General features: G+C 53.3%; 22 protein-coding genes. 17 read left to right on the forward strand and 5 right to left on the reverse strand.

Going from position 1 to position 19624, the window contains the following annotated elements; genetic code table 11:
• The first annotated feature begins 35 nt into the window (after positions 1 to 35).
• From aguB to LOY68_RS01480, 3 genes are all read left to right on the forward strand, one after another.
• On the forward strand, positions 36 to 914 hold the full coding sequence (aguB, locus tag LOY68_RS01470) for an N-carbamoylputrescine amidase (protein ID WP_265042510.1): 879 nt from the start codon (positions 36 to 38) through the stop codon (positions 912 to 914).
• 4 nt (positions 915 to 918) lie between these two features.
• On the forward strand, positions 919 to 2025 hold the full coding sequence (gene aguA, locus LOY68_RS01475; RefSeq protein WP_265042512.1) for an agmatine deiminase: 1107 nt from the start codon (positions 919 to 921) through the stop codon (positions 2023 to 2025).
• 244 nt (positions 2026 to 2269) lie between these two features.
• Entirely contained in the window at positions 2270 to 2482 is a 213-nt protein-coding gene (locus tag LOY68_RS01480; protein ID WP_265042514.1) for a hypothetical protein, read from the forward strand.
• Between the two features lie 210 nt (positions 2483 to 2692).
• Here the strand turns inward: LOY68_RS01480 and LOY68_RS01485 are convergent, their stop codons facing one another.
• Complete coding sequence (locus tag LOY68_RS01485; RefSeq protein WP_265042516.1) at positions 2693 to 4789, reverse strand: TonB-dependent receptor; 2097 nt, start codon at positions 4787 to 4789, stop codon at positions 2693 to 2695.
• 260 nt (positions 4790 to 5049) lie between these two features.
• Here LOY68_RS01485 and LOY68_RS01490 point away from each other — a divergent pair, with 260 nt between their 5' ends.
• The 6 genes from LOY68_RS01490 (at position 5050) to LOY68_RS01515 (ending at position 9721) form a co-directional block, all read left to right on the forward strand.
• Complete coding sequence (locus tag LOY68_RS01490; RefSeq protein ID WP_265042517.1) at positions 5050 to 5721, forward strand: DsbA family protein; 672 nt, start codon at positions 5050 to 5052, stop codon at positions 5719 to 5721.
• Positions 5722 to 5997: 276 nt separating this feature from the next.
• Positions 5998 to 7284: an OprD family porin gene (locus LOY68_RS01495; protein WP_054054330.1), complete on the forward strand. Its 1287-nt coding sequence runs from the start codon at positions 5998 to 6000 to the stop codon at positions 7282 to 7284.
• A 230-nt stretch (positions 7285 to 7514) separates the two neighbouring features.
• Positions 7515 to 8261, forward strand: coding sequence for a 2OG-Fe dioxygenase family protein (locus tag LOY68_RS01500; RefSeq protein WP_054054332.1), 747 nt, complete (start codon positions 7515 to 7517; stop codon positions 8259 to 8261).
• Between the two features lie 13 nt (positions 8262 to 8274).
• Positions 8275 to 8712: a GNAT family N-acetyltransferase gene (locus LOY68_RS01505; protein ID WP_265045740.1), complete on the forward strand. Its 438-nt coding sequence runs from the start codon at positions 8275 to 8277 to the stop codon at positions 8710 to 8712.
• Complete coding sequence (locus tag LOY68_RS01510; protein ID WP_054054335.1) at positions 8709 to 9425, forward strand: AzlC family ABC transporter permease; 717 nt, start codon at positions 8709 to 8711, stop codon at positions 9423 to 9425. The genes LOY68_RS01505 and LOY68_RS01510 overlap by 4 nt, the downstream gene beginning before the upstream one ends.
• On the forward strand, positions 9404 to 9721 hold the full coding sequence (locus tag LOY68_RS01515) for an AzlD domain-containing protein (protein WP_054054336.1): 318 nt from the start codon (positions 9404 to 9406) through the stop codon (positions 9719 to 9721). Before LOY68_RS01510 ends, LOY68_RS01515 begins: the two co-directional genes overlap by 22 nt.
• On the opposite strand, the gene LOY68_RS01520 is transcribed toward LOY68_RS01515, so the two are convergent.
• Positions 9638 to 10564 carry a LysR family transcriptional regulator gene (locus tag LOY68_RS01520; protein ID WP_054054338.1) on the reverse strand — a complete coding sequence of 309 codons (927 nt, stop codon included), beginning with the start codon at positions 10562 to 10564 and terminating at the stop codon, positions 9638 to 9640. The genes LOY68_RS01515 and LOY68_RS01520 overlap by 84 nt on opposite strands.
• Before the next feature lie 319 nt (positions 10565 to 10883).
• Here LOY68_RS01520 and LOY68_RS01525 point away from each other — a divergent pair, with 319 nt between their 5' ends.
• The 3 genes from LOY68_RS01525 (at position 10884) to LOY68_RS01535 (ending at position 12770) form a co-directional block, all read left to right on the forward strand.
• The gene (locus LOY68_RS01525; RefSeq protein WP_149659072.1) at positions 10884 to 11294 is read left to right on the forward strand and encodes an MbcA/ParS/Xre antitoxin family protein; all 411 of its coding nucleotides are present in this window, start codon (positions 10884 to 10886) and stop codon (positions 11292 to 11294) included.
• Complete coding sequence (locus LOY68_RS01530) at positions 11294 to 11971, forward strand: RES family NAD+ phosphorylase (RefSeq protein ID WP_265042521.1); 678 nt, start codon at positions 11294 to 11296, stop codon at positions 11969 to 11971. The genes LOY68_RS01525 and LOY68_RS01530 overlap by 1 nt, the downstream gene beginning before the upstream one ends.
• Before the next feature lie 484 nt (positions 11972 to 12455).
• Positions 12456 to 12770 carry a type II toxin-antitoxin system RelE/ParE family toxin gene (locus tag LOY68_RS01535; RefSeq protein ID WP_265045741.1) on the forward strand — a complete coding sequence of 105 codons (315 nt, stop codon included), beginning with the start codon at positions 12456 to 12458 and terminating at the stop codon, positions 12768 to 12770.
• On the opposite strand, the gene LOY68_RS01540 is transcribed toward LOY68_RS01535, so the two are convergent.
• Complete coding sequence (locus LOY68_RS01540; RefSeq protein WP_265042522.1) at positions 12767 to 13090, reverse strand: helix-turn-helix domain-containing protein; 324 nt, start codon at positions 13088 to 13090, stop codon at positions 12767 to 12769. The genes LOY68_RS01535 and LOY68_RS01540 overlap by 4 nt on opposite strands.
• A gap of 224 nt (positions 13091 to 13314) precedes the next feature.
• Between LOY68_RS01540 and LOY68_RS01545 the strand changes: the two genes are divergently transcribed.
• From LOY68_RS01545 to LOY68_RS01565, 5 genes are all read left to right on the forward strand, one after another.
• Entirely contained in the window at positions 13315 to 13536 is a 222-nt protein-coding gene (locus LOY68_RS01545; protein WP_054616509.1) for a tautomerase family protein, read from the forward strand.
• Positions 13533 to 14189 carry a DsbA family oxidoreductase gene (locus LOY68_RS01550; protein WP_265042523.1) on the forward strand — a complete coding sequence of 219 codons (657 nt, stop codon included), beginning with the start codon at positions 13533 to 13535 and terminating at the stop codon, positions 14187 to 14189. The genes LOY68_RS01545 and LOY68_RS01550 overlap by 4 nt, the downstream gene beginning before the upstream one ends.
• 43 nt (positions 14190 to 14232) lie before the next feature.
• Positions 14233 to 14943 (forward strand): SDR family NAD(P)-dependent oxidoreductase, encoded by a 711-nt coding sequence (locus tag LOY68_RS01555; RefSeq protein ID WP_163907772.1) that lies wholly within the window; start codon positions 14233 to 14235, stop codon positions 14941 to 14943.
• A 598-nt stretch (positions 14944 to 15541) separates the two neighbouring features.
• On the forward strand, positions 15542 to 16222 hold the full coding sequence (locus tag LOY68_RS01560) for a hypothetical protein (protein WP_265042524.1): 681 nt from the start codon (positions 15542 to 15544) through the stop codon (positions 16220 to 16222).
• Entirely contained in the window at positions 16219 to 17130 is a 912-nt protein-coding gene (locus tag LOY68_RS01565; protein ID WP_265042525.1) for a hypothetical protein, read from the forward strand. Before LOY68_RS01560 ends, LOY68_RS01565 begins: the two co-directional genes overlap by 4 nt.
• Positions 17131 to 17198: 68 nt before the next feature.
• Here the strand turns inward: LOY68_RS01565 and LOY68_RS01570 are convergent, their stop codons facing one another.
• Together LOY68_RS01570 and LOY68_RS01575 are read right to left on the reverse strand one after the other, a co-directional pair.
• Positions 17199 to 18092, reverse strand: a complete 894-nt coding sequence (locus tag LOY68_RS01570; RefSeq protein WP_265042526.1) for a nucleotidyltransferase domain-containing protein — start codon at positions 18090 to 18092, stop codon at positions 17199 to 17201.
• Positions 18086 to 19450 carry a deoxyguanosinetriphosphate triphosphohydrolase family protein gene (locus tag LOY68_RS01575; RefSeq protein WP_265042527.1) on the reverse strand — a complete coding sequence of 455 codons (1365 nt, stop codon included), beginning with the start codon at positions 19448 to 19450 and terminating at the stop codon, positions 18086 to 18088. Before LOY68_RS01575 ends, LOY68_RS01570 begins: the two co-directional genes overlap by 7 nt.
• Positions 19451 to 19624 lie beyond the last annotated feature (174 nt).

Below are 19624 nucleotides of genomic sequence, written 5' to 3' on the forward strand. Positions count from 1 at the left end.
TTGCCTTCCTATAAAAATGACCCAGGAGATGATTCATGAGCCGTATCGTTACCGTCGCCGCCACCCAGATGGCTTGTTCGTGGGATCTCGAAGCGAATATCGAGACCGCCGAGAAGCTGGTCCGTGAGGCCGCGGCCAAAGGTGCGCAGATCATCCTGGTCCAGGAATTGTTCGAAGCGCCGTACTTCTGCCAGAAGCCGAACCCGGATTACCTGCAACTGGCCACGACCGTTGAAGACAACGTCGCCATCAAGCATTTCCAGAAAGTCGCCAAAGAACTGCAAGTGGTGCTGCCAATCAGCTTCTACGAACTGGCCGGCCGCGCGCGTTTCAACAGCATCGCGATCATCGATGCCGACGGCTCCAACCTCGGGATTTATCGGAAAAGCCACATCCCGGACGGCCCTGGCTATCACGAAAAGTATTACTTCAACCCGGGCGATACCGGCTTCAAAGTCTGGAACACCCGTTACGCGAAAATCGGCGTGGGCATTTGCTGGGACCAGTGGTTCCCGGAATGTGCGCGCAGCATGGCGTTGCTCGGCGCGGAAATCCTGTTCTATCCGACCGCTATCGGCAGCGAGCCCCATGACAAGACCATCTCGTCCCGCGACCACTGGCAGCGCGTGCAACAGGGCCATGCCGGCGCCAACCTGATGCCGCTGATCGCCAGCAACCGCATCGGTAACGAAGAGCAGGACGGCTACGACATTACCTTCTACGGCTCGTCGTTTATCGCCAACCAGTTCGGCGAAAAGGTCCAGGAACTCGACCAGACCGAAGAGGGTGTGCGGGTTCACAGCTTCGACCTCGATGAACTCGAGCACATCCGCAGCGCATGGGGTTCGTTCCGTGATCGTCGCCCGAACCTATACAATGCGCTGAAAACCCTCGACGGTTCCCTGGAGTCCTGACCGCATGACCACTTTAAACAGCACCCCGCGCGCCGACGGCTTCTACATGCCCGCCGAGTGGGCGCCACAAACCCAAACCTGGATGATCTGGCCTGAGCGCCCGGACAACTGGCGCCTGGGCGGCAAACCGGCGCAAGCCGCACACGTTGCGGTGGCCAAGGCCATCGCGCGTTTTGAACCGGTGACCGTGGCGGTATCCGCCGGCCAGTATGAAAACGCCCGCGCCCGTCTCGACGTGCCGAATATCCGCGTGGTCGAGATGTCCAGCGATGACGCCTGGGTGCGCGACACCGGCCCGACTTTCGTCATCAACAACAGCGGCGAAGTCCGTGGTGTGAACTGGGATTTCAATTCGTGGGGCGGTTTTGACGGCGGTTTGTATTCGCCGTGGAATCGCGATTCCCAGGTCGGAGGCAAGATCCTCGAGATCGAGCGCAACCAACGCTACCGCACCGAAGGCTTCGTGCTCGAAGGCGGGTCGATTCACGTCGACGGCGAAGGCACGCTGATCACCACCGAAGAATGCCTGCTCAACCGCAATCGCAATCCGCACCTGAATCGTGCGGACATTGAAGCGGTGCTCAGCGCGAATCTGGCTGTGGATAAAATCATCTGGCTGCCGGACGGTTTGTTCAACGACGAAACGGACGGGCATGTGGATAACTTCTGCTGCTACGTGCGCCCGGGCGAAGTATTGCTGGCCTGGACCGATGATCCGCAGGATCCGAACTACCCGCGCTGCCAGGCGGCGATGAAAGTGCTGGAAAGCAGCACCGACGCCAAAGGGCGCCCATTCACGGTGCACAAGATGCCGATTCCGGGGCCGCTGTATGCGACCGAAGAAGAGTGCGCCGGTGTCGATCCGGTGGACGGCACCCAGGAACGTAATCCTACCGTGCGTCTGGCTGGTTCCTACGTGAACTTCCTGATCGTTAACGGCGGCATCATTGCGCCGAGCTTCGACGATCCGCTGGACGGCCCGGCCAAAGAGATTCTGCAGAGCTTGTTCCCACAGCACGAAGTGGTGATGGTGCCGGGCCGCGAACTGTTACTGGGCGGCGGTAACATCCACTGCCTTACTCAACAACAGCCCGCGCCGCACAACGAGTGAGTGGGGTTGTAACAGCTTGAGTTGATTGCTTATTCGCTCTCGCAAACGTTTCCCCGCTCTGTTTGACAGGAAGCCCGCAGCCCGTGAGGACCGCGGGCTTTTTTGTATCCGCTCATCGACAGGTCGGAAACATTGGCACAGCTCTTGTATCTGTCATGGCGCAATACAGGGAGGGGAGAACTGCGATGTTCTGTCATAAACCTTGGATAAGTTAGCCGCTCACAAACCGGGAGAGAGCGCCGAAATGAACGCCGAAGTGAACGTAGTGAGCGAGCGGGCATTGCATCCCCTGGCAGTCAATGGCGAATCGCTGCAGGTCCTTGCGCACTGGTTGAAATCCAATGGAACGCGTCAGATCAGGGAACCTGATCCGCGCCGGATGATGATCGAGCGCTACCCCGCTGGTTTATTCAGCGAAGCGGAACTGGAAGCGTTGTGGGATGTGATGGAAGGATAAAAAGAACAACAAAGGATTGCCGAAAGCGCTGCCGGGAGGGCGGCGCTTTTTTATGGGCGAAGGTTTTATGAACACTGAAGACCCAATGTGGGAGCGAGCCTGCTCGCGAAGGGGCCGTCACATTCAACAACTTCGTTGACTGACATATCGCCTTCGCGAGCAGGCTCGCTCCCACTGGATTGATGGGGTCCAAATAATCGCGATCGGTGTTTAGAAGCTGTAGGTCCCGGTCACCACCAGGCTACGCGGCGCACCCGGCTGAATCTGATATTGGCTGGTAGCCGACGAGTAATAGGTCTTGTCGCTGATGTTGTTCAACGCCGCGCGCAAGTCCCAGTCCTTCTGCCGGAACCCGGCCAGTGCATCCCAACGTCCATAACCTGGCAGAACCGTGGTGTTGAGGTTGTCAGCATAGCGCTCGCCGACAAATGTCAGGCCGGTCTCGGCGTACCAGCCCATCTCCGGTTTCCAGGTCAGGAACAGGCTGCCGTTGTGTTTGGCCACGTTGCTGACGCGTTTGCCTTCGAAGCCATTGTTGTCTTTTACGACGGTCGCGTCCTGCACGCCCACGCCACCGCGCACATACCAGTTGCCACCGAGTTTGCCGGTACCGGTCAGCTCGATACCACGGGAGCGTTGCTTGCCGGTGAGCAAGGTGATGGTCGGGTTGAGCGGATCGCTGGTGCGGCGGTTGTAGAGTTCCAGTTCGTAGATCGCCAGGGTGGTGCTCAGGCGATCGTCGAGCCAGTCGCTCTTCACGCCGATTTCCTTTTGCTTGGTCAGCTCCGGGCTCAAGTCGTTGCTGTTGCCGGCCACGCCCGGGGTGATGCCGATCAGGCCGCCGCCCACAGGCGAGAACGTCTTGGTCCAGGAAGCGTAGAAGGAATGATTCTGCAGCGGCGTCCAGACAATTCCTACACGCGGACTGGTGCTGTGGCTGTCGCGATCTTCGGAAATGTTCCGCAGCTTGTTGGTCGACTCGATGTCGAAGGTGTCGTAACGCAAACCGGCCAGCAGTTGCCACTGATCGTTCAGGCGCAGTTGGTCCTGCACGTACACCGCACGGCTTTCGACTTCGGTGTGGTTGTCGCTGGACACCTGCATGCGTCCGGTATGGCGCAAGTCGCGGTTCGGGTTGTACAGATCCAGCGCCGGCACCGGAGAGCTGCCAGCCTCGGATGTGGCGGCGTTGTACAGCTTCGGATCGCGGCGCTGGCTGCCGATCTCGATACCTGTGAGTAGGCGATGCTCAAGGCCGAAGGTGTCGAAGCCACCTTCCAGCTCGACGTTGTTGAACACGTTGCGCGTGGTCAAGTCCTGCTGCCAGTGCTGGCGGGTGACCTTGTTGGTCTTCGGGTCGTAACCCGTCTGGTAGGTGTTGTCGAAATCACTGTCGAGCTTGAACACACCCAGCGTATGACGCAGTTGCCAGTTATCGCTGAGCTCATAGCTGAGTTTCGAGCGTAGGGATTGCGACTTGTCGTCGATGAAATCGTGATCGTTGCCGTAGGTCGTATCCCGTCCTACATCCGCCGGGCGTCCGTTGACACCGGGAACGCCGCGATCCGGCGTACGGTTGTAGCGGCTGTATTCGTACTGCACCAGCCAGTTCAGGTCCGGCGTCAATTTCCAGCTCATGGATGGCGCGAACAGTTTGCGGTTGCCGCTGACGCCATCGCGGAAGCTGTTCTCGTCCATGTTGCCCATGTTCAGGCGCAGGCTGATGTTCTCGCTTGGGTCGGTGCTGAGGTCGGCATAAAGGCTGCGCAAATCTTCGCTGCCGCCCTGGGCTTCAATGGTCGAGCGACGCCCGAATTCCGGCAGCTTGCTGACGCGGTTGACGATCCCGCCCTGGCTGCCACGGCCATACAACACGGCGGCGGGGCCCTTGAGCACTTCGATGCGCTCGATGTTGTGCAAGTCGCGCACGTATTGGCTGTCGTCGCGGATGCCGTCGAGGTAGAAGTCGTTGCTGGCGTCGAAACCACGGATGCGCAGGCTGTCGAAGCGGGTGTCGGCGCCGCTGCTGACGTTGGGAATGCCGCTGAGCGCAGTGCCCAGGTCATTGGTGCCGTAATCCGCGACGTTGGCAGTTTTTATCGAGTCGATGGCCTGCGGCACATAGCGCACCGGGGTTGCCGTGCGCGTGGCGGTACTGGTTTCTTTTACCCGTGGGTCGTCGGCTTCAGCTGATTCGGCGCTGATGGATGTTTCGGGCAAGGTTGTAGGCGCAGCGTAGGAAAAACCGGCAGACAGCAGAGCAGAGAGGCCAAAACTGTAAGTAGTAAGACGAAAGGGGGCAGGCATTGAAGGACGCGTCCGTAGGAATTTAGGCGGTATCGTGTAGTGCGCGAATGGTAATGCTTACTATTTACTTCCGTTAATTATTCCTGATAGAGGCGGCGGTTTGATTGTTTCGAATTGTGTCTTGATTGCTACAGTGAGTCGCAGCAAGCATTCGACCGACTCATGAAACAGACTGAAAACCATTCCAGCGTTTTTCCGAAACGGTCTTGGGACTAGTCTGCCGGCATCGATTTTTCCCACCTCTTCGCCGGAGTCTTCCCATGAACCTTCACTACATTTACGACCCGTTGTGCGGCTGGTGCTACGGCGCCAAACCTCTGGTGCAGGCCGCCCAAACCGTACTGCCGGTGATCGCCCACGGCGGCGGCATGATGACCGGCGCGAATCGCCAGACCGTTTCGCCACAACTGCGCAACTACGTGATGCCCCACGACCGACGCATCGCCGAGTTCACCGGCCAGCCGTTTGGCGAGGCGTATTTCGAAGGGTTGCTGCGCGACGAAACCGCTGTCTTCGATTCCGCACCGCCAATTGCTGCGGTGCTGGCGGCCGAGCAGATCGCCGGGCGCGGACTTGAATTGCTGGGTCGTTTGCAGAGTGCTCATTACCTGGAAGGGCGCCGCATCGCTGACGAAGCGGTTTTGCTGGAGCTGGCGAGCGCCATCGGTCTCGAACCGCAAATTTTCCAAAGCGCTTTTAAAGAAGTCGACACGGATCGCCACATCAAGGAAAGCCGAGCACTCCTGGCCAATGTCGTCGGCCAAGGCTTTCCAACGTTTGCCCTGGAACTGAACGGCCAATTCACCTTGATCGACATCGGCCCGTGGCTGGGTAAGCCTGAAGCGTTTGCCGCATGGCTCAGTCAATCCCTTCCAGCCCAAGCCCCGGCGACAGAGTTTCAAGCCTGTGGTCTCGACGGCTGCATCCACTGAATTCCCGTCGAATCGTGCAACTGACGCTCGCGGACACGGATTTCTTAGACGATTTTTGCCTATTCTCAGACGATTCATGAAATTGACATAACCTTGAGGGCGCGGCTAGGATTCGCGCCAACGCCTGTGGCCAACCGCCACGACTCACAAAACAATAAAAGGCCCGCCGCGATTGCTCGTGGGCGGGCCTTTTTGTTTCAGGGTGAAAAAAGAGCGCAACAGCGCCGTTTCAGCCGTTCGGCACAGCGCGTATCAACCGGTAATAAGGAAAATAATATGTTGAACAAGCGAATCAGCCTGATCGCTCTGGGGATGTTGAGCGCTACACAGGCCATGGCTAACGACCAGGCCGAAGCCAAGGGATTTGTTGAAGACAGCAGCCTCAAAGTGCTGCTGCGCAATGCCTACATCAATCGTGACTACAAAGACGGCAACCCGGACAGATCCGAGTGGGGCCAAGCGGCCATCGGTACGTTCTCGTCCGGTTTCACCCAAGGCACCGTTGGTGTCGGCGTAAACGCTTTCGGTCTGTACGCCCTCAATCTGGAGCGCAGTGAAGACCGCAGCGGTGCCCAGGGCATCGACTTCTTCAAGAAGGGCGACAGCGGCAACCCGGCCAACGACCTGTCCAAGGGCGGCGCAGCCGTCAAATTCCGTCTGTCGAGCACCACGCTGACCTACGGCGACCAGATGCCGGAATTGCCGGTGCTGAACTACGACAATTCGCGCCTGCTGCCAGAAAGCTACACCGGCACCTTGATCACTTCCAAGGAGATCAAAGGTCTGGTCCTGAACGCCGGTCGCTTCACCGCCGAATCGCGTAAAAGCGCTGAAGGCCGTGACAGCGGTGGCTTGAAGTCGATCAACGTGTTGGGCGGTAGCTACCAGTTCACCGAACAATTCAAGGCTTCGGTCTACGCTTCCGACGTCGAAGACGTGCTGAAGAAGCAATACGTGAACGCTAACTACGTGTTCCCGATCGACAAGGATCAGTCCCTGACCCTGGACTTCAACGGCTACCGCACCAAGCTGGACAATTCCTACGTCCGCGAAAACGGTATCACCGGCGACGACAACAAGATCTGGAGCCTGGCAGCGACCTTCGCCACCGGCCCGCACTCGTTCACGCTCGCTCACCAGCGCAGTACTGGTGACAGCAACCTGGGCTACGCCTACGGCGGCTATCAGAAAGATCAGGGTCGCGTCGGCGATGGCGGCAACACCATCTACCTGGCCAACTCCTACTGGTCCGACTTCAACGCCGAAGACGAACGCAGCTGGCAGCTGGGCTACGGCCTGGACTTCAGCACTTTCGGTGTTCCGGGCCTGAGCTACAACTTCGCCTATGTGCGCGGTGACAACATCACCACGTCCACTAGCGAAGGCGGCACCGAGCGTGAGATCTTCAACCAGTTCAAGTACGTCGTGCAAAGTGGCCCGGCCAAAGACCTGAGCGTGAAGTTGCGCAGCTCGATCCTGCGCGTGTCGCAGAAATCCAGCGAGTACAACGTCAGCGGTAATGAAGTGCGCGTGTTCGTGGATTACCCGATCAACATCTTCTGATGATCGCTTGAGTTGATAAAACTCACTAAAAACCCCGACTGGTTCGGGGTTTTTTTTGGCGGAATTTTGGTAAAAACGTTCTAAAAACACTTTTTTGAGCATAAAAAAGTCGATTCAAAGCATCTTTTTACCGCGCTTCAAGCAACGCTTGAGATGCCTGAAATTCTTTCTCATGGGACGGAAATCCTGCACCTAATAGATTAGGCCGCTCAACGCAGCGGAGACTAGTAATGATCGTTTTAAACAGAGAAGTTGGCGAATCGCTAAGGCGCGACAAATTTGTCAACGTCCAGGGTGGTGACTTCAATCTCTACGGTCATTTCGCCGACTTCGTCAGACTGACCAGAAGTTGGGAAAACATGGAGCCGGACAGCTATTACGGCCAGGCCGAATCCGGTATGCGTTTCCGTCGCTACAGCGATTTTGAATACAACCCGGTGACCCGCGATCTGAAGCAGCTGGAACACCGTGCCTATGTTCAATCCAAGGCCAACAACAGCTACGTCGGCGGAATGATTCGTCACTTCCAGGACTTCTCCGATGAAGTGATTAATTCGCCGGTGATGCGCAGCCTCATCGACATCGACTTTGAAGTGTACAAAAACGTCCTGCCGCCGGAGCTGCACGATGAAATCTGGCAATGCCAGATCCATCAGATCCGTATCGAGATCAAGCCGGGCAAGCAACTGGAAATCACCCCTGAAGGCATTCATTGCGACGGTTATCCGTTCAGCGGCGTGCACTTCTGGGGACGCAACAACGTGGAGGGGGCCGAGAGTCGTCTCTACAGTTCGCACGAAGAGCAGTTGGCGTCGACGACCTATCAGGAAATCCTCGACACCACGTTCTTCCTCGATCGCGATATGCGCCACTACGTGACCCCGGCGCGCAATGTGCATTCCCACGACATGGCGTACCGGCAAATCCTGGCGATTTCTTTCTCGCGGCCCGGGACCGCTTTCGACATTGTTCGCTGAACAGCTCGACCTCATGGACAGCGCCTCGGCATCAGTGATGCTGTGGCGGGCGAATGCCAAGGATGCGCTGCGCCTGGAGCGCTTTTTCCGGCAGTTCGACGAAGTGTCGTTCTGCGAATGGCAGGACGCCAAATGCCTGCGCGGTGTGCTGGTCCAGAAGACCACTACCACGTACCTGGCGCTCGACCTCAATGGCGAAGTGGTCGGCGCGGTGCTGGGCGGCATGCTCGGCAGCCGTGGCACCATCAACCACTTGGCGGTGAGCCCGCAATATCGCGCCCAAGGCGTGGGCCAACGTTTGGTGGAAGCGGCGTCGGCGGATATGAAACGCGTGGGCGTACTGCGGATGTTCCTGTTTGTCGACGATGCTAACCTTGCCGGCAAGCGATTTTGGACTGCCCAGGGTTTTTGCGAGCCGCGTGGCGAAACGACCTTTGAGAGGGACCTATGAATGAGACGTCCAGCAGCCAGCCGCTGATGGTCGAGCCGCAGCCTTCGCGCACCTTTGCAGAAGCCAGCCCGGTCGTGGCCGGTTACTTCACGGTGTCGTTTGTGTTTGGTTTGATGGCCGTCAACGCCGGGTTGCCCGTGTGGTTGCCGGTCGCGATGTGCCTGTTCGTGTATGCCGGCGCTTCGCAGTTCGCCGCGTTGGCGCTGATCTCCAGTGGCGCTTCGCTGACCACGATTATCCTCACCACGTTTTTGATCAACGCGCGGCACATGCTGATGTCGGTCTACATGGCCAAGGCATTGCGGGCGCTGGGCCTCAGTCGTTTCGAGCGCTGGTGTTACGCCGGCGGGCTGACCGATGAATCGTTCGCCTTCCACAGCGTCAAACTGGGCAGCGGCGCACCGGTCAACGTGCGTTACCTGATCGGCTTCAATCTGTTTTGCCACACCTCATGGGTGCTCGGCGGTTTGCTCGGGGCGATCTGCGCGCAGTACGCCTCGCACTTGATCAAGTATCAACTCGACTATGCCCTGACCGCGATGATGCTCTACGTGCTGGTGTCGCTGTGCAACACCCGCAACAAGCTGATCGCCGCTGCGGCCGCGGTCGCCTGCATGGGCGCCTTGAGCCTGGTCGGCAGCTCGCCGTTCAACGTGTTTATCGCCACATTCGTGGGTTGCGGGGTGGGTGTATGCCTGACCAAACGTTCCTGATCCTGGTCGTCGTACTGATGATGGCCGTGACCTTCCTGCCGCGCGCGTTGCCGTTGCAGGTCAACACCGATCATTGGCCGCCCTTCGTCGCGCGGGCGCTGGAATACCTGCCGGTGGCGATCGTGGCTGCAATCAGCCTCACGCCCTTGTTGATCAAGGACCAGCATGTGCAGCTCGATCGCCCGGAATTCTATGCCGCGATTCCGACGTTGTTATGTGCGTATTTCAGCAAAAACCTCTTTCTCAGTGTGGCGGTTGGGACGGCTGCGTACATTGCGCTCGGCTCGTTCCTGTAGGCGCAGGTCGACCACATCGCTGAGCGCCTGGCCTGACAGCTCGGGGTTATTGACCGCCAGCCGCACTTCGAGGAAATCCTCGAAATCCGGGAAAATGGTCAAGCCGTTACGCTGGGCGGCCTCGCGGGACACCATGCCGATGCCGTCCATTTGCGGGATCAGCGACAGGGTCAGGGTTTCGCTGCAGGAGTAAATCGTCCGTTGCCCGGTTTCGTAATTGCCCAGGCCCGCGTCGAGAAAGCGCAAGAAGCTGTGGGAATACGGACAATCGTCCGCCGGACGAACCTGAAGCTTGTCGCCCAGCATCACCAGCGGATCGTTCTCCTGGCCGCAGTGCGCACCGACCACCTGAACGTGCACGTCCGGCAGCAAAATACTCGGCAACCCAGGCTTTTGCGGGCCGATCAACACGGCCAGGTCGAAATCTTCATTCTTCAGCTTGCTGAGGTTTTCCATCGACTCGGCGTAGGAGAACTCCAGTTGATGATCCGGAAACACCTCGAACAGGCGTCCGATCATTCGCCGATTGAAATCCTCCGACAGCGTGGTATTCAGCGCCACCTTCAGCGTGCGCTGACCGGGCACTTTCAACGCGGCGACTTTCTCTTCCATCTGCCGCGTGGCAACCAGCACCTTGTCGATATAAGGCGTGAGCTCCGTGCCCTGGGTGGTCAGGGTCAAGCCTTTGTTGGAACGTCGAAACAGGCGAAAACCAAACTGCTCTTCGACCTTGTTCAACTGCGCGGCCAACGCCTGCACCGTCAAACAGGAATGCTCTGCCGCCGCCGACAACGAGCCGGTCTGCACAATGCGCATGAGGTTGCGTAAGGTTCTGCTATCCATGGGGTAATGCCCTCTAAAGTGGGCTGGCAATTGTTGTGTACTCAGCGGCCGATCCTGCGCCTATGCCGGCTATATTCCTGCACCTGAGCATAGTTGTCGCGGGTTTAGTAGCGAATTGATTCCGCAGCCGATGGCTGGAGGCTTACACAGGATCGGGGTTTTTGGTGGCTCTGGAGTGATGGGGATCAAAAAAAGCGAGGGGCATGCGGGTTTTTAGGTCTGACAATTTAAGCGCTGGATATTCACTTGCGGATTAATTTCACATAGTAGTCCGTATCTGTACTAGTCTGAGGCTAAGACATTACAGCGGAGGCTTTTCATGCCTACCTCATCACCTGCCCTCAGCCCGCAGCAACAACTCGACTCGCCCGAAGCCGGCCGGGTCGCGCTCAAGTTTTTCTTCAACCTCATGGAACGCTGGGGCTGCAGCGCCGAGCAACAGCGCACGCTACTGGGCAAAGTCGGCAACACCACGTTCTACAAGTACAAACACCTACCGCCCAATGTGCGTTTGCCCCACGACACCCTGGAACGCATTTCCTATCTGATGGGCATCCACAAAGCGCTGAGCATCATCTTCAGCAACAGCCGCGAGCGCGCCTACAAATGGGTCAGCAGCCCAAACACCGCTGCACCGTTCAATGGCCAAACTGCTTTGGATTACATGCTGGTCGGGCGCGTGGTAGACATAGCTGACGTGCGCCGCTACCTCGACGGAGTGCGCGGTTGATGACGCCGGAACTGGTCGATCCGCAATGGCCGCGTGCCTATCGGATTGTGAACAGCTGCTTTCCGCCGATCTCGTTGTTTGAAGATGTGCTCGATCCGGAAGACTTGCCCACCGCTTATGCGCTGGAAGCGCTGACCAATGATCGGTTGATGGAAGAGGCGGGTGTACTCTCCCGAGTCCGTCCCGAAGACCGAATTTCAGGCCCCGGCTCTACGCCGGTTATGGCTGCGTTTACGCACATCGGCAAAACCAGTCGCTTTACGGATGGCACGTTTGGCGTCTATTACGCGGCCAGTAGCCAGGCGGCTGCCATTGCCGAGACGAGCTATCACCAAGAACGATTTCTCGCTGCGACCAATGAGCCAGATCTTGAGTTGACCATGCGGACTTACGTCAACAAGGTCGTCAAACCGCTGCATGACATTCGCCAGAACTATCCGCACCTTCATGATCCAGACCCTACTGCGTATGGCCCGTCTCAAGCGTTCGCGAGGCAATTGCGCGAAACGTTGTCGTGGGGATTGCTCTACAACAGCGTTCGGTTGCCGGGGCATGAATGTGTTGCCGCGTTTCGACCGCCAGCGGTGTCGATTCCGAAGCAGGGGAAGCACATTCGGTATGTTTGGAGTGCGAGTAGTCGGAGGATTTCGTTTGTGTTTGAAGTGAGTGAGGTTTGAGCGGGGAGGCCCGAGATTGTTAGGAATTGCGACTGATTTGGCCGATTTCTAAACGTTTTTATGCAAAAGGCCTGATTTATGATCGTTTTTGAGCAGCAATAATCGATTTTATGCAGGAAACTGGATTTCTAACGATATTCATCAAGCCAAGGAGCCTCGAGCAATGCGAGGCTTTTTCATGCGTGCAGAGTGGATTATGAGGCGACGTTACTGCGGCAATTATTCCCCGGAGCGTCGAGCCACCTTTACCACGTCATCGATGATTGCTTTGCTCTGATTTTTAGGGCGCTTTGAAACTCAAGTTTCGTCGGCGACACATAACTGAACGGACTACAAAAAAAGGGGCTAGGTCCTATTGCTCAATCAGTCCGTGATAACTACTCAACAACACGTCATCAATCGTCTACTGAGACATTCGGAAAGCACCGACTGTTTGGTAGGAATTCATCTTTTGAAGAGATTTGCGTTTGTAAGTGAGGCGGCAGTGCGTGAGTACAGGGACTTGCCAAGCTGGGTACAAGATGAGTTTGGGAAGGATCTGATGCGTGTGCAATACAGTGGGGATCCTGAGCTGTCAGTAAAGCAGCTGAGTTCCGTGGGGGCCGGTGCCATTGAGCTGATCATCAACGGCAGCCCGGCATATCGATGCGTCTATATTGCAAAGTATGCGGACACCATTTTCGTCCTGCATTCTTTCGTGAAAACCACAAATCGAACCGATCGTCATGCGATGGGGGTTGCGGAGGATCGGTTGAAGGAACTGAAAAGAGAGCTTCGAAGGATGGGGCACAACGTCTAGCAGACTCGAGCCTGTGAAATGACGATCTGAGGTAACTCGCCAACATCGTTGGAGGGCAGGGTAAACGTGCTGCGAAAGCCAAGCTTATCCAGCATGTCCATCATTGCATCGATTGTGAATTTCTCGATCTTGCCTGTTGTGAGCTCAGAAACACGAGACTGCGTCACCCCCAGTTTGGCAGCGGCCTCATTTTGTTTGAGGCCCAGTTTTTTGATGAAGTCAGTGATGAATATTGAAAGCTCCATTTTCAATGCCATTTTGCTGGCGACTTCCTCGTCATGCGTGACGTGAAACGGGCTATCGAAGAATTGAATTGCCATATGCCGTTACTCCATTTCAGGCGATATCTAAAATTTACGATAATCGTAGATTAGCCGATTGATCATTTCCTAGGCAAACTTTTTCCACCTGAAGTCGTAACTCATTACACCGCGTAACTAATGATGTTCCCGCCCCCACCTTTATCCCCCTGACCCAACCCCCTACATTCATCTCCAACGCCTCCCCATCATCCCGACGGGGCAGGTCACTGGAGATTTTCCTCATGCCTTTCGTAAGCGTTCGCATCACTCGCGATGGTGTTACCTCGGAGCAGAAAGCTCAGGTGATCGCCGAAATCACTGAAACCCTGGAACGCGTCCTCAAGAAGGACCCGCACCTGACCCACATCGTGATCGAAGAAGTCGACACCGATAACTGGGGTTACGCCGGGATGACCACGACCAAATACCGCAAGCAACTGGCTGACGCGGAGGGCAAATCGTGACCGCTTCCGTCTCTATCGATTTCATCTCCGACATGGTGTGCCCGTGGTGCGCGTTGGGCGCGACGGCGCTGGAGCAAGCGATCGAGAACGTGGCCGGTGAAATCTCGGTCGAGCTGACCTACAAGCCTTTCGAGTTGAACCCGGACATGCCGGCAGTCGGCGAAAAAGCCGTCGAACACCTGATGCGCAAATATGGACGCACCGCCGAAGACGTCGCTGCCGGCAAAGCGATGCAGATCGCTCGCGGCGAGGCCCTCGGTTTCACGTTCGATCTGGAGAAACGCAGCCACTTCTACAACACCTTTGATGCGCACCGCTTGCTGATGTGGGCGTTACAGCAAGGGCGGCAGGTCGGACTGAAGAAAGCCTTGCTGCGTGGTTATTTCACCGACGGCCAGAACCCGAGCGATCGCGAGACGCTAGTTCGACTGGCGGAGGAAGTGGGGCTGGAGGCGGAGGCCGCCCGCGAGGTGTTGGCGTCCGGGGCGTTCGCCACGGAAGTACGTGAGCTAGAGGCGTTTTATCGCCAGCGCGGCATCAACTCGGTCCCGGCCATGGTGCTGAACGGTCGCCACCTGGTGTCCGGTTCGCAGTCGGTCGAGTACTACGAACAGATATTGAGACAAATGGCACAGGCGCCCGTTGAAGCCTGATTCATCACTTATCCAAACCATTATTTATTAGTTGAGGTTCATCATGAGCAATTCGAAAAAAGTCATCGTTATCACTGGCGCCTCCCAAGGTCTCGGCGCAGGCATGGTTAAAGCGTTCCGTGAACTGGATTACAAAGTCGTCGCCACTTCGCGTTCGATCAAACCGTCCACAGACCCGGACATTCACACCGTGGCGGGCGACATCGGCGACCCGGCAGTAGCGCAGCAAGTTATCCGTGAAGCGATTGAGCGTTTTGGCCGTGTCGATACGTTGGTCAACAACGCCGGGATCTTCGTCGCCAAACCGTTCACTGCGTACACCCCTGAAGACTACGCCACCGTGTTGTCGGTGAACTTGAATGGGTTCTTCTACATCACCCAACTTGCGATTACCGAGATGGAAAAGCAGGGCAGCGGTCATGTCGTCAACATCACTACCAGTTTGGTGGACCATGCGATTGATGGCGTGCCTTCGGTGCTGGCTTCATTGACCAAGGGTGGCTTGAATGCGGCCACCAAGTCGCTGGCGATTGAGTACGCCAAGCGTGGGATTCGGGTGAATGCGGTAAGCCCTGGCATCATCAAGACGCCGATGCATGGTGAGGAGACTCATGAAGCGCTGGGGAATCTGCATCCGGTTGGGCGTATGGGGGAGATCAGCGACATCGCGAAGGCTGTGGTTTATCTGGATGGCGCGAACTTTGTTACTGGCGAGATTCTGCATGTGGATGGTGGGCAGAGTGCAGGCCATTAAAAGCCGAACAAAAAAAGCCCTCACATTGCTTTGAGGGCTTTTTCATGAATGATGCAAAAACACTTCCAGTGCTGAAAGAGTGCTCTCTGGCACATCCAGACTGTTCTCCAATCAAAATAAACATCTGACTCGTTTCGCGCAAATAATACATAGTCTACGAAGCAGTCGATGTCAAAAGCTTTTGCCATTTTACCGGTGGGAATATTAGCGACTTCAAGTAGGTTGAATATGCGGGAGCTGCCACTTGGAAAGAGGGGGAAGGTAGAACAGCGGTTAATAAGGTTGAAGGTGAATCGTGTAACGGAAATGGTCTAATACCCTTATGGGTTGTGAAAAACAAATTTTGCGCTAAAGGTCGCGGGTTGTGTGGCATTGAAGAGATGTAAGCGGCTATAGCGCGCTGCGCTGATGCATTTCAGTTATTTCTATGTGAAAATTATGATTGTTCTTTTCTTTTAATGATGGTAAAAGGCTATGTAAAGGTTGGTTGATGTTTATATAAAAATTTATATTTTCAACCTGAATTATTAGCATATTTCTATGTGTGATATTTTTTGATGTCGAAGTGCTAATCCGGTACGTTACAGGGAGTTGTGAGATGACAGGGCAAGAAGTGTACAATATTCTGGTTGCGCGTAACGTAACCAAGTTATTCCATGCAAATAGCGTTAAAACTAGTCTGAGCCTTCTAGGTCTAGGCGGACTAGCTTCGCGAGAGCTTGTTGAGAGCTCGGGGCTTGGTCAAACCAGTCAGATTACAGACCCCATAGATCGTAAATATGGAATTTTGGGGGATGTATTTATGGATACGGTAGATATTCATCAAAGGGTGAGTAACAGAAATAAATATGGACCAGTTATGTTTGTGATGGATATCGCCGTCTTGGCTGCTTTACCTTCAACTGCGCAGGTTCTGATTACGCGTTTGAACCCTTCAAAATGGGATAATACTATCAACGATGCCCAGCGTTATTTCCTGACCTCGGCGGATCTGATTGCGGGATTGGATGTCGGCAATTTTGATCAAATGCTTGTAGTCAGAACTGACGATAAAATTGTCCATTTTGGAAATTACCTACAAGCAGTAATTCTTGATGAGCCGAAGCTCAGTTCTGGCAAAAGCCCAGAGTTTAGTACTGCAGAGACCGAATTGAACGCAGCTCTTCTAGTAAATGGTTTAGGAGTTAAAACTTCGCAAAGGCTCTGTGCCCCCTGCGGTTGTGTCTCGAGCTACAGCGCGCCAGCGACTCGTATCCCTTGGTTCTATAGGACCCGTTGAAAATTAATAAATTATCAGATAACAATCCAGTGAGACCGTTATTACGGTCTTTACTGCAGAAAGCTGTGCGTCGTGGTTATGTAGAGCTGGTTCAAAAGGTCGTCTTTGCCTTAGCTGAGCGTGGCGACTCGACATGGTTACACACGCGAGCTGGTGTCATCGTCTTCGAGGAGTGTTGGCCATGTGCAAGCTTACTCACTGATGGAACCCCTTCAGCTGTGACATTAGAGAGTGTGACAGCTATGAGGAAGAATAAGAATGCAGCAGGTCTCGGTTCTCTGGCGTATGCTGCGTCAGAGGGAGACTTATACGCCATTCAAAATTCAATAGATCCAATCGCTGTGAAAATTGTCGCGGCAGCGCTTAAAAGGCCTGACAGTTTTTTTAAATGGGCTATATCTCAGTGTAACGATGAAGAACAACTAGCGGTCGTGCTGGCCTCTCAGCGCTTTATATCTAAAGCTTCATGGCCTTGGGATAAAGCATTTATGGTGGCAGGCGCGTATCTAAGTTGTAGTGGAAAGGTTCCACAGACTCAGTTGTCGAAAATTCTACCTTCTGCCCCATTCCCTTTCTGGGTTGCGGTAGACAAACATACACCGCAAGGGAAGAAAGCTTTTCGCCGAGTTGCTTTAGATTTAGGGGTTTCCGAACGAGCATTGGGGTGGGCAAGCTTTTATTTCGAAAGCGCAATGACGAATGATTTATCGTCATCCCCTTGGTGGGTGAGCGAGTCTGAGTGGCGCTTTGGTAGTTTAGGTCTAAGTTTAGATGAAGCAACAAAGTTGTGGGTTAGTGCCGCGCCATTTATTGAGCTTATGGTTAAGCCTCAGTCTGATAATTTGCTTGGATTAGTTGGTGATGATGGGCGAGGTAGTATGAGGGACGGGGATTTTACGTTGATATAGGCTCGTGTGAAGAGGCCGAAAATTAGTCTTGCTATAGTTATATATAAGTATTTAACTTTCTGGGGTTGTCAAAATTTAAATTCAAGTTGTTGGAATGAAAGTGCTGCTCCTTCCTGTGCTAAGACTTCGCTTGCAGTTTTAAATCTTGTTCTCATATCTAGCTTCTCAAGCTGCTTTAGTTTCTCAAAAAAACGATATATTGCCGGTTCAATAACGGTGCTTCCGTAGCTTGCGAACTCACTGTGTTGGATTTCCTCGAAAGTATATTGATTTGAACAGTTTGCCAAATATTCTGCTACAGCAGGCGTAATACTTTTAGCATCCTTTGTACAAAGGTGTCGCAGAACTCGAACCATCATGCCTACAGGGTTGGGATTGTCTATAAGAACAATGTCCATCATTCTTTCCTTTAATTCATCTAGATAATTTTCTCGACAAATAAACTCTCCGGTTCTCCAGTTCATCAATATGGCATCCCAGTTTAGAACTGTCGTATTTGTTAATGATGAAATGTCCTTGTATTCTACTAGTCCTTGCTTTATAGCCCAGGTTTCTTTTGCGCTCCAAATATCTATCGGCCAACCTGAAATGTCTAATCTATAGCCACCAAATTTATTTTTCCGAGCTCCATATGCTAAAAGAATTTTGGCGCATCCATTCCAATCCCCATCTACCACTAAATCGATATCCGAGTTGAAACCTCCTCTTCCCAGTAGTGCTAAGTCGCGAAGAACCCCGCCGAATAAATAAATATCTCCATATGCTAGCGAGTTAGAAACGTGCGTTATGAATTCGGCTACCTCGTTTCTCAAAGGGGCTCTATATTTTTCAGGGGTTAAATTTTTAAAGTTTAATTTTAATTGCGCGCCGCTGCGGACTTTCTTGTTTGGAGATTTGAATAGGCTTCTGACGCGACTGTTTAATTTGTCAAAAGAAGCTACGGGTTTTTTTTTGGTTAGCATTTTTTTAACGAGCTGAATTCATCATGTTTTTTTATCAGGTATGATTCAGTCATTCCTGATAGAACGTCACAGACTAGTTGGCATTTTGAATATGTGGACTTGTCAGATGCCATATAAATTCTTCTGTAATTTTCAGATATTCCTCCAAATACATAGCGTTCGAAAGGAAAGTCTGGGTTGTCTCCTTTATCTACAGCATTCCACAGCATTGTCATCATACTTTTGATGTAGTTGTTGCCTCGTAATTCGAGACGTAAAACCTCTTTGTGTTGAAAGCCATATCTGTAGTCAAAGTCTTTGGTTGCTTTGCAAAGGTCTGCGCAACTAGAGTTTTTTATTAGTTCGAAGCCAGGTTCTAATTTTCCTGACATCATGTTGTCAATATTTTTCACAAAAACTTCTGTTGCTGCCGTAATCATCTCGGAGATGGCTTTGACTCTAAACATTTGCATAGAAATGTCATTTAATTCACGAGAGCTAAGTTGTTCTTTCTTAAAGTCATTGTTGTATCTGCGTGAGGACTCAACTACGGTTTTTATAGTTTGGTCGGTTTTACTATGGCTTTCTAAATAATCCATTAGGTCATAAAAAGAAGCGTAGCCTTTTTTTACTGTGTCTTCTGCATCGATAACGGAGTAGGCGATATCATCACATGCCTCCATTATGTAGGCCAGCGGATGTCTAATTCCTTCTGATAGTCCAGTGTGAGACCATATCTCTTGAATTATAGCTTCTTCACTTTTGAAAATGCCGTATTTTTTAAATCCACCCTTATTGGTAGATCCGTATACGCTAGGATATTTAATAAGAGCTGCTAGAGTACCTAGAGTTAAGTTTAATCCAAACTGGTCATTTAGTAGCTGAAGGCGCGTTAGAAGTCGAAAGGTTTGTGCATTTCCATCAAAGCTTAGGAAGTCAATGGCAATTTCACCCTCTAAGTTTTTTTCGCTGAACCATTGCTGCATTGCTAACTCACCTTGGTGGCCAAAAGGTGGGTTTCCTAAGTCATGTGCTAGTCCGACAGCGGCCAATAATGATGGCACGTTTCTTTTCACTTGCAGAGAGTCATGTTCTGGCCCGAACACTTTTTCTGCATAGTCAAATGCTAGGCGTACACCTATACTTCTAGCCAAATTGCTAACTTCAAAAGAGTGGGTGAGTCTTGTTCGAACAGAGTCATTTTCTTCCATAGGGAAAACTTGAGTTTTATCCGCAAGCCGTCGCGTCGGTGTGGCGAAGAGTATCCTGTCGTAGTCTCTTTCGATCTCTGTTCTTCCTGCGCCGGTACCCATTGACTCCTTTGATCCGTGAAGTTCCTTGCGGCGCGAATGGTTCAGTAACTTTTCCCAACTAATCATATGATCCCTCATTTCTTATTTGGCTTATTTTTTATTTTAGTGCTGTTCTCTCTGTAAGCAGATTCTTGAAAGGCCAGCAATGCATAATTGCTAATATTAAAAACTGTTTCCAGTTTTTATGTGGATCTATTTAAGTGAGTTATATACTAAATTTTGACTTCGGTAGCTGAATAT

Source organism: Pseudomonas sp. B21-053 (assembly GCF_026016365.1).
Lineage (GTDB): Bacteria > Pseudomonadota > Gammaproteobacteria > Pseudomonadales > Pseudomonadaceae > Aquipseudomonas > Aquipseudomonas nunensis.

Excerpts from the sequence above, each read along its gene's own strand:
- aguB (WP_265042510.1), top strand. The coding sequence starts at position 36 with ATGAGCCGTATCGTTACCGTCGCCGCCACCCAGATGGCTTGTTCGTGG.
- aguA (WP_265042512.1), top strand. The coding sequence starts at position 919 with ATGACCACTTTAAACAGCACCCCGCGCGCCGACGGCTTCTACATGCCC.
- LOY68_RS01480 (WP_265042514.1), top strand. The coding sequence starts at position 2,270 with ATGAACGCCGAAGTGAACGTAGTGAGCGAGCGGGCATTGCATCCCCTG.
- LOY68_RS01485 (WP_265042516.1), bottom strand. The coding sequence starts at position 4,789 with ATGCCTGCCCCCTTTCGTCTTACTACTTACAGTTTTGGCCTCTCTGCT.
- LOY68_RS01490 (WP_265042517.1), top strand. The coding sequence starts at position 5,050 with ATGAACCTTCACTACATTTACGACCCGTTGTGCGGCTGGTGCTACGGC.
- LOY68_RS01495 (WP_054054330.1), top strand. The coding sequence starts at position 5,998 with ATGTTGAACAAGCGAATCAGCCTGATCGCTCTGGGGATGTTGAGCGCT.
- LOY68_RS01500 (WP_054054332.1), top strand. The coding sequence starts at position 7,515 with ATGATCGTTTTAAACAGAGAAGTTGGCGAATCGCTAAGGCGCGACAAA.
- LOY68_RS01505 (WP_265045740.1), top strand. The coding sequence starts at position 8,275 with ATGGACAGCGCCTCGGCATCAGTGATGCTGTGGCGGGCGAATGCCAAG.
- LOY68_RS01510 (WP_054054335.1), top strand. The coding sequence starts at position 8,709 with ATGAATGAGACGTCCAGCAGCCAGCCGCTGATGGTCGAGCCGCAGCCT.
- LOY68_RS01515 (WP_054054336.1), top strand. The coding sequence starts at position 9,404 with ATGCCTGACCAAACGTTCCTGATCCTGGTCGTCGTACTGATGATGGCC.
- LOY68_RS01520 (WP_054054338.1), bottom strand. The coding sequence starts at position 10,564 with ATGGATAGCAGAACCTTACGCAACCTCATGCGCATTGTGCAGACCGGC.
- LOY68_RS01525 (WP_149659072.1), top strand. The coding sequence starts at position 10,884 with ATGCCTACCTCATCACCTGCCCTCAGCCCGCAGCAACAACTCGACTCG.
- LOY68_RS01530 (WP_265042521.1), top strand. The coding sequence starts at position 11,294 with ATGACGCCGGAACTGGTCGATCCGCAATGGCCGCGTGCCTATCGGATT.
- LOY68_RS01540 (WP_265042522.1), bottom strand. The coding sequence starts at position 13,090 with ATGGCAATTCAATTCTTCGATAGCCCGTTTCACGTCACGCATGACGAG.
- LOY68_RS01545 (WP_054616509.1), top strand. The coding sequence starts at position 13,315 with ATGCCTTTCGTAAGCGTTCGCATCACTCGCGATGGTGTTACCTCGGAG.
- LOY68_RS01555 (WP_163907772.1), top strand. The coding sequence starts at position 14,233 with ATGAGCAATTCGAAAAAAGTCATCGTTATCACTGGCGCCTCCCAAGGT.
- LOY68_RS01560 (WP_265042524.1), top strand. The coding sequence starts at position 15,542 with ATGACAGGGCAAGAAGTGTACAATATTCTGGTTGCGCGTAACGTAACC.
- LOY68_RS01570 (WP_265042526.1), bottom strand. The coding sequence starts at position 18,092 with ATGCTAACCAAAAAAAAACCCGTAGCTTCTTTTGACAAATTAAACAGT.
- LOY68_RS01575 (WP_265042527.1), bottom strand. The coding sequence starts at position 19,450 with ATGATTAGTTGGGAAAAGTTACTGAACCATTCGCGCCGCAAGGAACTT.